Raw genomic sequence first — 11629 nt, 5'->3', positions numbered from 1 at the left:
CCGCCGCTACTGTTTCGTAACCTCCGGCAAAGGCGTCGGCGGCGCCGTATTGTTGGTGGCCGCGTCGATCATCGCCGCCACGGAAGCCTGGCTGTACAAAGGGTTGGCGGCACCACCCACCGGCATCGTGGCGAGCCAGGCGTCCAGGTCTTTCGCGTCGATACGTACCAGCGGCACTTCGACGAACTTTGGCACCTGCTTGCCCGCCAGGATCTGCTGGGCCACCCAGAAACCTACCTGGGAAACGCTCGGGGAAGCGGAAACCGAGACGGTCTCGTAGCCATTGGCGTCGCGTTCCTGTTTCCACAGCGCCAGTTCGTCCTGGCGGTTGCCCATCACGATGATCGGCAAAGGGCGTCCCGCCGCCTTGAACGCCATGGCCGCGCCATAGCCGTCGCCACCCTGAGTAGCGACGGCATCGATGCTGGGCAGCGATGGCAACGCCAGCGCCACCTCCTTGCGTGCGACCGATGCGGTCCAGTTTCCGTAGACCGTCTTGGCGAATTTCAGGCCCGGATAGTCGCTGGCGGCCTTGCGTATGCCGTCGCTGATGTTTTGATCGGTGGCGTCGCCGGCAATCCCGCGGATTTCCAGGAGTGTTCCGTGGCCCTTGAGGCGCTCGGCGACATAATCCATTTCCACGCGGCCCATGGCGGACCAGTTGTAGTCCACGGTGTAGACACAGCGTTCGGTAACCAGGCTGGCCATGACCACCACCACGATGCCGGCGTTGCAGGCGTCGCGGATCACCCCGTTGAGGGCCGTGTCGGACGCGGCCAGGATGACGATGGCGTTGACGCCCTGAACGACCAAGTCCTGGATATGGGCCGCTTGTTCCGAAGCCGAGTTATTCGCGCTGACCACCGGCGCCTCCCGGATCAAGCCATCCTTTTGCGCTTGGAGCGCAATCTCCTGCCAGTTGCGCACCATCACCTTGCGGAAATCACTGCCTGCGTAGGAGTTGCTGAAAGCAATGCTATAGCTTGCGGTAGCGCCGCCGGCGACGCCGCTGTCGGCAGCTTGGGTGGCATTGGCCGCCACCATCGCCAGCCCGGTTACCCACAAGGCGATCAAAGTCCGCTGATATCGACGTGTCGCCAGATGGCTCATCCGGCCCATCCGATCATAGAACCGGGCATTAAGAACTAGACGCATACAGACTCCTTTCCTTGGCGACTGACGGATCAATACATTCGCGCAGTAGCGATGAGCATAGTCTCCGCGTGCCCGCTTCGCGCGCGGCCATGGAAATGTCCATCAATCCGGTCGCGTAGCCCAATCAGCTACACGATTTTGCGCCGCATATCCGGGTCAACGCCGTGTCCGCCCTCTTGATAGAGCTTGCCCAACTTAGCCATGCACCCAGCATTTCCATAGTTGGCATAGCGCTCGATATAAAGCTAATGCAGTTCACTTAAGGCAATCGACAAACCCGTGGCGAGGGAGCTTGCTCCCGCTGGGCCGCGAAGCGGTCCCAAAACCTGCCATATGCGGAGCATCAGACACACCGCACCCGCCGGTTTACGACTGCTTCGCAGCCGAGCGGGAGCAAGCTCCCTCGCCACAGGTCCATCATCTTTCTTAAATGAACAGCATTACGATATAAAGCAGGTTTTTCTGTTTGAAAGGCTTCGCACCGACAATCATCATGCAGCGCAAGCCAACGAGGGAGGATTCGAAATCTTGAGGACGGGTAAGGCTCTGACAGCCCGCGATCGCGGTGAAGAGCGGCAGGAGGGACGGGACCTTGAACATGCATCCCTGGAAGTGTCAGTAACCCGCCCAAGCACAAGAGTACCCGCCTATTCGGCAAAACCAGATTGCTCCCCGCATCGCCCCGCACTCAATGCCTCCCAGCATGCTCTATCATGAGCAAGCGTTCATGACTGCCATTTCTGACGACTCGCCGGGACACCGTATACATGAGAGATTTGCCACCGACCGCGACGTTGCGCGCCTTTGAAGTAGCCACACGGCACGCGACCTTTACCGCCGCTGCGCAGGAGCTGCATGTCACTCAAAGTGCAGTCAGTCACCAGCTCAAGCATCTCGAGGCCCTCTGGGGATTGCAGTTGTTCGAGCGTGGCAAATCATTAAGCCTCACGGCAGCGGGAGCTACCCTGGCACCCATTGTCCGGGAGTTCTTCATGAGCCTGGAGGCGACCCTGGGCGATTTGCGTGAGCAAAAAGGCAGGGTCCGACTCGAAGTCAGCACTACGTATTCCTTCGCTTTGAAATGGCTGCTGCCACGCTTGCCCGGTCTGTCCCGACAGCATCCCGAATTATTGGTTTCGCTAGACACCTCGGACAAGATCATCCACTTCTCCAACGCCCAAGCCGACGTCGCAATCCGCCTTGGCAAGGGCATTTACCCCGGCCTGCACTCAGAGTTCCTGTTCGGCGAGCAAGTGTTTCCGGTGGCAAGTCCCGATCTGCTGCAACGCTTCGGGACACCGCGCAGCCCGGCCGAGTTGTTGCACTACCCGCTGCTGAACCGCGATGGCGCCGAAATGGTACCGAAGTGGGAGGACTGGTTCCAAAAAGTCGGATTGGAGTTTTTGCCGCTCAAGGAAAGCGTCAGGTTTGGCGATACCAACATGACGGTAGAGGCCGCTTTGCTCGGCCAAGGCGTCGCCCTGGTACGCAGCGGGCATGTTGAAACGGAAATCAGCGATGGCCGACTGGTGCGGCTGTTCGATGTGCCCTTCCCATCACCGCTTGCCTACTATTTCGTCTGCCCAAGAGGCATCGAATCGCAGCCGCACATCGTCAACTTTCGCCAGTGGTTGATCAGTGAGGCACTGAAGGTCCAACGCGCTTATGGCTGATGCATGAGGATTCACTCATGAAGCAATGAGGAGACTTCGCTGTAGTCCGGGTGAGCAGCCTGCTAAAAATGGCGCATGCCTATCCATATCACTTTGCTGGTTCTTTTCGCCGCGCTCCTGCATGCCGGCTGGAATGCGCTGCTGCGTGGCGGCGCTGATCGACTGTGGTCGATGACAGTCATGTGCATCGCCGTGGCCATCGCCAGTGCCATCGCCGCGGTGTTCCTGGTGCCGCCAGCGGCTGCCAGTTGGGGCTATGCGGTGCTTTCGGCGTTGCTGCATGTCGGCTACAACCTGTTTCTGGTACGCAGCTACCGAGTCGGCGACCTCGGGCAGGTCTATCCGATTTCCCGTGGATCGTCACCGGTGCTGATCACCTTGGGCGGCGCCGTCTTCGCCGGAGAAAGCATCGCCCCCGGTGCGTTGCTGGGAATTGCGCTGGTGTCAGGCGGAATCATTTCGCTGGCCTTCAGGGGACGCAACCTGTCGGTTCCCAGCCTGCCCTATGCGCTGGGAACCGGCTGCTTCATCGCCGCCTATAGCGTCACCGATGGCATCGGCGCCAGGCTCTCCGGCGCGCCACTCGCCTATACCGTCTGGATGAGCGTCTTGTGGGGCGTGCTGATGCCGGCGGTCTACATCGGTCTGCGCGACGCCCGCAGCTTGTTCTGCGTGCGGCCCGGAGTATTGGCCGCGTTGTCCGGCGGGCTGGTCTCGCTGTTGGCCTATGGAATAGTTATCTACGCCATGAACGAAGCGCCCTTGGGCGCGGTATCGGCATTGCGCGAAACCAGCGTGCTGTTTGCCGTGTTGATTGGCTACGCATTCCTCGGCGAGACACTTACCGTCCGCCGGCTCCTGGCATGCGCAGTAATCGCCAGTGGCACCCTCATCATTGGCTGACGCAGCCGAATTCTCACTGTTGCAGGAGGTCATCTCGATGGAAAACGTCTCGCAGGCACCGCTGATTCTGATAACCGGCGGCAGTCGCGGAGTGGGTGCCGCCACCGCACGGCTAGCCGCCTCAAAAGGCTATGACGTCGCAATCAGCTACGTAACCAACGAGGCCGCGGCACTGGCTGTAACAGCCGATATAGAAGCGTTGGGTCGCCGGGCGCTGGCCATGCGGGCCGACAGTGCGGACCCCGAGCAGGTCGCCCATTTGTTCGCGGCCATTGATCGAACGTTCGGACGTATCGACGTACTGGTCAATAACGCTGGGATGCTGTCGGTACAATCGCGCCTGGAGGACCTCGGCTTCGAACGCATGCAGCGCATCTTTGCGGTCAATGCCATTGGTCCGATTCTCTGTGCCCAGCAGGCGGTGAAGCGCATGTCTTACCGGCACAACGGTCCGGGCGGCGTGGTGATCAATGTCTCTTCGGCATCGGCGCGCCTGGGCAGTCCCAATGAATATGTCGACTACGCGGCGTCAAAGGGAGCCCTGGAAACCTTCACCATCGGGTTGGCCAAAGAGGTGGCGCGAGAAGGAATCCGCGTCAACTGTATTCGCCCCGGCCACATCTACACCGAAATGCATGCCAGTGGCGGCGAACCGGGGCGGGTCGATCGCGTCAAGGACTCGATCCCCATGGGCCGGGGCGGTCAGCCAGAAGAAGTGGCCCGGGCCATCTTATGGCTGGCCAGTGCGGAGGCATCGTTCGTTACTGGTACGTTTCTCGATGTGACGGGTGGGAAATGAGCTGGTGCGAAAGACAGCGATCATCACATCGACATTATCTTGCAGGAACCATCCATGGCCACCCTGAGACATTCAAATAGAAGTAACCCAGGGCGAAAGAACCAGGTAAAGACCCGTCAACTATATATTTACGCGATACCTGCCAGCAGAAACACCGATTGGTTGGGGGAACAATTTTAGCCGTATCTTTTATTTGCAGAACTATAGCCTGCAAGAAAAGACATTCGATATCAGACGATCAATTCGGCTAATAAAACCCACAAAAACGAGCACGCTCATGATTAAAATTCTAGCCGCTGTACGCCGAAAACCCGGAATGACCCATTGGGAATTTTTAGATTATATCGAGCACGAGCATGGAAAAATCGCTAAAGCCAAACCCTTAGGGGTCAAGCGATACGTGCAAAATCATGTTATTGACTCCGCCTTCGGCGTTGACACCGACACTGCTTACACCCAAACCTTTCACAGGGATTCGATCACTGAATTATTCTTTGACGACATGCCAGGTTTAATTCAAACCTTCAGCGATCCCTACACCCAACAAACCACTGGGCCTGACGCAGAAAATTTCGCTGACCTTTCCAAACAAGTTGCTCAACTGATGGATGAAGTAGAAACATCCACTGGCGGTACTGCGCCTCTTGAATGCAAGGCGATGATCTTTATAAAGAAGCACCCGGCGGTGACGCTGGAGACTTTTTTCAGCGCCTGGGATCTGGCCCACGACACCCTGAGCGATCAGCAGCCTGAGTTTCAACAGGCGCTACGCAGGCATGTTCGCTCCAAGTATCTTCCCGAGGGTGACAGGGTGACCGCTTATTTCGGACCAGAAGTAGCCGTCTACGAAGGCGTTTCCAGCATGTGGTTTGAAAACGAAGCCGATCTTTCGGTCTTTCGTCAGTACCAGAGAGCCCTGTTCCAGCAGCTTTCTGATGAAGGGGTCGCAGCGTCGTCCGAATCTTTTTTCGTCTACGTTAAAGAAGTCGTCATCCTGGAACTCTAGGGCAGCCCCCAGCAGGACGCTCGTCGTGGGCGAGGACGCCACCGTTGCAATGGCCTGTCCTCCCCCACCCAGCCGAAGGCCAGCGATCTATCAGATTGGCTCAGCCAACGTCGCCATGGAGTCGCCCATGATCCGCGCATGCTCCTGCTTGTCGCCGCCGCTCTTTTCGATCTCGCACAGCCGTGCGGAATTCTCGACCACTAACTGGCAACGCTCCCAGCGCCGAGCTTCGAACCGGCTGAGGGCAGCCTGTAGATCGCTGGCGGCGAACAGCTCTTCGGCCAGCACAATGGCGCTCTCGATACCAATGCCGGCCCCGGATGCCAGATGCGGCGTGGTGGCATGCACCGTATCGCCGATCATCACGATGCGGCCTTTATGCCATGGCAGCGGTACCAACAGATTGGCCAGCGGGCGGTAGTCGATACTGGCGCCCGGCTTGTACAGTTGCGGCACCAGCGTCTGCAGGATCGGGGCCGGGAACTCACCCAACAGGCGCGCCATTTCGCTTGGCCAATTCGCCGGATCAATCCACTCGCTAGAGTCGCGGTTTTCCATGAGGAACATGTACATATGGGTGGCGGAAATCGGATTGACACCGACCTTGGTGCGTCCCAGCCAATGAGTAGGACGGACGATTTCCGGCGGTCGCTTCAACACCGCACGCCAGACACTCTGGTGTATGGGTCTGGGCGATGGAGCCCCGGCAAACAGCTCCTTTCGTATCCGCGAATGCACGCCATCGGCGGCGATGACCAGGTCATAGCGCCCAGCGGTCCCGTCGGTGAAAGACACTTCAACGCCATCCCCCCGCTCGACGATACTGTCGAAGGTAATGCCAAGGCGCACGTGAGTGCCCACTTCCCGGGTCTTATCGGCGAAGATCCGAGCCAGCACCGGGCGCAGGATGCCGCCGCCACAGGGGATCTGCTTATGGCTGACGGGAGGCCGAAGCGCCAACTGCACGATCAGGTCGCCTGCCGGTGAGAACACATCGAAATCGGTGGAGAGATACCCTTCCTCGGCCACCCGTTCAAGAATGCCAACGGTATCCAGCGCTCGCAGCGTGGGACCGCTCAGCGTAATACCTGCCCCCAGGGGGCACCACAACGGATCTATTTCCACCAGATCCACTTCGACGCCCTGACGGGCGAGCTGGATGGCCGCTGTCATACCGGAAAACCCACCTCCGATAACCAGGACCTTCTTGACTGCTGCAATCATCACGCACTCCTAATTATTCTTATTTCAACCGGGCTGACATTGCATTGCGCACCGACGAATCCTGCCGCGTCGATGCCGCAGACTCATGAAGTTCCGACTGACAATGTTGGATCAATGACGAGACTATCGAATCGGATACCCACGCTGAAATCGCATTCCACAATCCGAGGTATCGCTGGCGGTGATGGGTGTCGCGGATAAGTATAGAGGGCCGATGAATTCCGGCGTGTGCACACCGACATCCATGGCCCCCAGGCTACTTCATGTCAGACGCTTTCGAGGCCATCCCAACAGAGGTATTTCACCTCCAGGAATTCGTCGATGCCAAGGTGGGATCCTTCTCGCCCAAGACCGCTCTGCTTCACCCCGCCAAAGGGGGCGACTTCATTGGATATCAAACCGCAGTTGATCCCGACCATGCCCGACTCGATGCGTGCAGCATTGCGCCAGATACGCGCCGCATCACGGCTGTACAAGTAGGCGGCCAAGCCATACTCGCTGTCGTTGGCCATTGCGATCGCGTCGTCATCCGTCTCGAAACGCAGCAGCGGCATGACCGGGCCGAAGATCTCCTCCCGGGCGATCCGCATCCCATGCGTCACATCGGCGAGCACCGTGGGTTGGAAGAAACCTGCGCCGATGGCGTGACGGCTGCCACCCGCCAGCAATCGGGCACCTTGCGCCAGGGCACCGTCGACAAGCGCTTGCGATTTCTGCACCGCCGCTTCATCGATCATGGGCCCCACCTGCACACCGGGCTCCAAACCGTTGCCCACTTTCAGACGTGCCACGCGTTCGACAATGCGCTCGGCCAGCGCGTCATACACCCCAGCCTGCACCAATACACGGTTCGCGCCGATGCAGGATTGGCCGCTGTTGCGAAACTTGGCCAACATCACCCCGTCAGCGGCAGCGTCAAGATCAGCATCGTCGAAGACAATGAACGGGGCGTTGCCGCCCAATTCCATCGAGCACTTCTTGACGGTTTGCGCCGCTTGCGCCAACAGCAGCCGGCCCACTTCTGTAGACCCGGTGAAAGTGAGCTTGCGCACCAACGGGTTGGCCGTGAGCTCTCCGGCGATGTCTCGGGTGTCATTGCCCGTGATCACACTGAAGACACCGGCGGGCACCCCAGCGCGTTGCGCCAACTCAGCGAGCGCCAGCGCGGTCATGGGTGTCTGGCTTGCCGGTTTCACCACCATCGTGCAGCCCGCCGCAAGCGCTGGAGCCGCCTTGCGGGTGATCATCGCCGCAGGGAAGTTCCATGGGGTAATCGCAGCACAAACCCCTATAGGCTCCCGCAAGGTGACGATACGCTGGGTGTCTTTCACGCCAGGGATCAGGTCACCGCGTACTCGCGTGGCCTCCTCCGAAAACCATCGCACGAAGGAAGCGGCGTAATCGACTTCACCACGGGCCTCGTCCAGTGGCTTGCCCTCCTCCAAGGTGATCAGCGTGGCGATATCCTCGCGATGTTCAACCATCAACTCATACCAGCGGCGCAGCACCTCGCCACGGCGCTTGGCCGTCAAGCGGCGCCATGGACCAAAGGCCTCCTGCGCGGCATCGATGGCGCGGCGCACTTCGGTTTCGCGGCAGCGTGGCAGCTCGATAAGTACCGTTTGATCGACTGGATTACGCAGCGTGTACCGACCATGGGGCGTCTCGTCCAGCCACTCGCCACCGATATAGGCACCGGTACGCCACAGGGTGGGATCTTTCAATAAATGCTTCACGTTGAAATCCTCCTATCAGCAAGGGTGACGCCCGATCATGAAGGCGCTATCAGGATCGGAAGTCACCGGCAGACCCGCCGCAACCAGCCCTTGACGCAAAGACTTCATGAAGCGATCCGGCACGCGCATCGCCGGGGCACGCAGTGGGCCGCCGTTAAAGCCGGCGAGCCAGTCCTGGTACTTCCACATTGTGCGATTGAGTACCCCGGTGCCGCCCGCATAGCTCTGGGCGGCGGCGCCGTTGGCACTGCGTGCCGGGTTGACCTTCCAGTACAGTTCCATTGCCTCCTCGAACCGGCCCGTGCGCGCCAGTTCGAATGCCTTGGGGTAGTAGTCGCTCATCCACGCGGTGTTGCTGGTGCCGGAAAATTGCAGCTTCATCAGGCTCATCAACGGAATGGCATCGCCTTCGATCGGGCAACTGATCACGACCTGGTCACGGAAGTGGTAATACATCTCGCAGATGCCGGCCGGCAGAGGGAATCCCTGCTCGGACTTGATGGCCGCGATGTTCGGACAGTCTTTCAACAAACGACGCACCAGCTCCAGCGACATGCCCGCCGGATGCACGCGTTCAAAGCCCCAGAGCGGAATCGGGAACAGCATGACCGCCAGGTCCGTCGCATCGCAGAATGACTTGGTGTAGTCGTAGATTTCCTGCTCGTTGGTCGGCCAGAACTGCGGTGGGTACGAGAGCAGCACGATGTCTGCCCCCGCTTTCTCGGCGAGCTTCACCGCCTCGATGTTCTCGGCGAGGGTGCCAAAAGCCGCATGGAAGAACAGGATCAAGTCTTTCCCCGACTCCCGGGCCCAGGCGGTGAACTGGGCATTTTCCTGGGGAGTGATCGCCAACTCGCTGCACAGCAATGTGGCGCTGTAGCCCAATCCGACCGTCAGTTCGATGTCGTGGCGAATGCCGCGCTCATTGAGACGCTTCAAGTCGGCGCTGAAGCTGGGGATGGTGACGGCCGAGCAGCCAATCAGGTTGTCGCGGGCCCAGACACGGGCATCAGCTTTCTGGTAGGTAGCCATGATGATTTCCTTCGAACAGTGGAGGGTTTATTTCGAGACAGGAACGATGCTGGCGGGCAGCTCGATACCGAGGCCTTGTCGCTTGGCGCGCTCGTACAGCGCTTGGGCAATGACGACGTCCTGCAGCGCCGAGCCCACCGATTTGTAGAGGACGATGTCGCTTGCGTTTTGACGCGGCGAGACACGGCCCGCGACCAGGTCCGCCAGTGCGACCAATTTGTCGGCGACATACACACCAGCGCTGATCGCAGCAATGGCGTCACCGGTATCGTGGAGCACTTCTTGCGGCATATCGGCGACGATGCAAACCGCTCGATCCATCGTGGTCGGGTCGACCTCCCGTTGCTCGGGCAAGGTGGAGCCCAACGACACCACCGTAGCGCCCGCAGGCAGCCACTCCCCCAGCAACACAGGAGATTCGTCACGACTGCGCGCGGCACAAATCACTACATCGCAATCCTGCACCGCCTCTTGCGCACTGCTGACCGCCTGGATATCCAGGGCAGGCCTGAAACTTTCGGCGAAGCGCTCGCGGCTCGCGGGCGTCGGACTGAACACCCGCACCTGGACCACGTCCCGCACAGCCTTGAGGCAGTCAAGCGCGCCACGCGCTTCGAACCCCGCACCGATCACGCCAACCCGCAGCGCCCGCTTAGGCGCCAGCAGATCCACCGCCAGGGCGGCGGTTGCAGCCGTACGCAATCCGGTGACCCGGTTGCCGTCGATCAACGCACTGAGGGCCATGGTTTTCTGATTGAACAAGGCGATCAGATAGCTGGCACAACGGGCGCGCATGGAGGCCGCGATCAATTTGCAGCCCATGTGGCCACCCGCCGGAGGGACAGCCGTCAAACTGCGCAGCCAGATCCCCTCGCCCCGGGCCATGGACCGAGGCGGCACCATGGCATCGGATACGGGGCAGCCATACGCCTGCGCGAGCGCAGCAACGGCGGAGCTCCAGTCAGAGAGCGAGGCAACATCGGCGTCGCTGAGAAAGAGCGTGGGGGCAGTTACTGGAGACACTGGAGAATCATGCATATCGCTAACCTCGCCATCGGGTATCAGCCATTGATTGACTGACACCCTACGAGGCGCACATCACGCCGAATACTGCTCGGCATCGAAAGCAGCTATCGCTCAAATCGATGGCATGGCCAGGTTGCAGATCAACCGCCGAACCTCACGGGAGGCACGAGTGACCGGACGGCGGGGAGACTCGGCGAGCACGACAAAGCGCTCAAGAACGGGCGCGACGATACGCGACGACATCAGTCGGTTATCCAGCGAGCCCGGCAGCACCGAGGCAATCGCATAGCCCCCACCCGCCGCCACGACTTCGTACTGGAGCTGGACAGAGTCGGCTTCCACGGCGACGCACAGCTCCACGCCATGCTCGTTCGCCAGGTGATCGAGCCTGGCTCTGAGCAGATGGGGGCGCCCTGGCACCACCAGCGGCAATCCGGATAACTGCTTCAATGGGATATCTGGATGATCGAAGACTGGATCGGTGACAGGCCCTACCAAATGCAGCGGCAGCCTGGCCAGCAGATACGCCTCGCCAATGCTGGCTTCGTTCTCGCGCAACACCAAGGCCATGTCGAGACGACCATCGTGCAACTGCTCTTCGAGCTGAGCACTCGCACCTTCAATCAGATGCAATCGCACCCCCGGCATCTGGGCTTGCACGGCCGCAAAAAGTGTACCGGCATACCGACGTACCGCAGAAGGCAGCATGCCGACGACGACTTCGCCCACCGGTTTTCCACGCCGGTTGCGAATATCGTCGGCAAGGCCCTCGGCGTCCGCGAGAAGACCCGATACGCAAGGCAGCAGTTGCTCCCCGAACTCAGTCAGGACCACCCCTCGCCCGGTGCGATGGAACAGACGCTCGCCGCATTGGGTTTCGAGCTGGGCGATGCCTCTGCTTACCATGGACTGAGGCATATCCAGCAGTACTGCCGCCTTACTGAGACTGCCCGCCGCCGCCACCTGGACGAACAACGCCCAACGGGGATCGACAATTGTCAAAGCAGTGGCCGCAGGCTGCGCTATGGGATCGAGCATATGAGCCCCTCGCAGGTTCTTGTTGCGGTGCAGCTCG

Annotated in this window: 10 protein-coding genes; 4 read left to right on the top strand and 6 right to left on the bottom strand. The window is 60.0% G+C overall.

The features are described 5' to 3' along the window. Nucleotides 1-6: 6 nt before the first annotated feature. Nucleotides 7-1155 carry an ABC transporter substrate-binding protein gene (locus PFLQ2_RS16120; RefSeq protein WP_003180958.1) on the bottom strand — a complete coding sequence of 383 codons (1149 nt, stop codon included), beginning with the start codon at nucleotides 1153-1155 and terminating at the stop codon, nucleotides 7-9. A gap of 767 nt (nucleotides 1156-1922) precedes the next feature. On the opposite strand from PFLQ2_RS16120, the gene gcvA reads away from it, so the two are divergent. From gcvA to PFLQ2_RS16140, 4 genes are all read left to right on the top strand, one after another. Further along, complete coding sequence (gcvA, locus tag PFLQ2_RS16125) at nucleotides 1923-2828, top strand: transcriptional regulator GcvA (RefSeq protein ID WP_003180956.1); 906 nt, start codon at nucleotides 1923-1925, stop codon at nucleotides 2826-2828. A gap of 75 nt (nucleotides 2829-2903) precedes the next feature. Continuing rightward, nucleotides 2904-3731 carry an EamA family transporter gene (locus tag PFLQ2_RS16130; RefSeq protein WP_003180954.1) on the top strand — a complete coding sequence of 276 codons (828 nt, stop codon included), beginning with the start codon at nucleotides 2904-2906 and terminating at the stop codon, nucleotides 3729-3731. 37 nt (nucleotides 3732-3768) lie between these two features. Beyond that, complete coding sequence (locus tag PFLQ2_RS16135; RefSeq protein WP_003180952.1) at nucleotides 3769-4530, top strand: glucose 1-dehydrogenase; 762 nt, start codon at nucleotides 3769-3771, stop codon at nucleotides 4528-4530. Between the two features lie 277 nt (nucleotides 4531-4807). Further along, entirely contained in the window at nucleotides 4808-5536 is a 729-nt protein-coding gene (locus PFLQ2_RS16140) for an EthD domain-containing protein (protein WP_003180950.1), read from the top strand. A gap of 90 nt (nucleotides 5537-5626) precedes the next feature. On the opposite strand, the gene PFLQ2_RS16145 is transcribed toward PFLQ2_RS16140, so the two are convergent. The 5 genes from PFLQ2_RS16145 to PFLQ2_RS16165 form a co-directional block, all read right to left on the bottom strand. Further along, entirely contained in the window at nucleotides 5627-6760 is a 1134-nt protein-coding gene (locus tag PFLQ2_RS16145; RefSeq protein ID WP_003180949.1) for an FAD-dependent oxidoreductase, read from the bottom strand. Between the two features lie 266 nt (nucleotides 6761-7026). Then, the gene (locus PFLQ2_RS16150) at nucleotides 7027-8496 is read right to left on the bottom strand and encodes an NAD-dependent succinate-semialdehyde dehydrogenase (protein WP_003180947.1); all 1470 of its coding nucleotides are present in this window, start codon (nucleotides 8494-8496) and stop codon (nucleotides 7027-7029) included. A 15-nt stretch (nucleotides 8497-8511) separates the two neighbouring features. Then, nucleotides 8512-9528: a dihydrodipicolinate synthase family protein gene (locus PFLQ2_RS16155; RefSeq protein WP_003180944.1), complete on the bottom strand. Its 1017-nt coding sequence runs from the start codon at nucleotides 9526-9528 to the stop codon at nucleotides 8512-8514. 27 nt (nucleotides 9529-9555) lie between these two features. Then, entirely contained in the window at nucleotides 9556-10350 is a 795-nt protein-coding gene (locus PFLQ2_RS16160; RefSeq protein WP_225970863.1) for an ornithine cyclodeaminase family protein, read from the bottom strand. A gap of 315 nt (nucleotides 10351-10665) precedes the next feature. After that, nucleotides 10666-11592 (bottom strand): LysR family transcriptional regulator, encoded by a 927-nt coding sequence (locus tag PFLQ2_RS16165; protein ID WP_050551569.1) that lies wholly within the window; start codon nucleotides 11590-11592, stop codon nucleotides 10666-10668. Nucleotides 11593-11629 lie beyond the last annotated feature (37 nt).

It is taken from the genome of Pseudomonas fluorescens Q2-87, from assembly GCF_000281895.1.
GTDB lineage: Bacteria > Pseudomonadota > Gammaproteobacteria > Pseudomonadales > Pseudomonadaceae > Aquipseudomonas > Aquipseudomonas fluorescens_S.
Note: the sequence above shows the minus strand (reverse complement) of the source record. Positions and strands in the feature narration are given on the sequence as shown.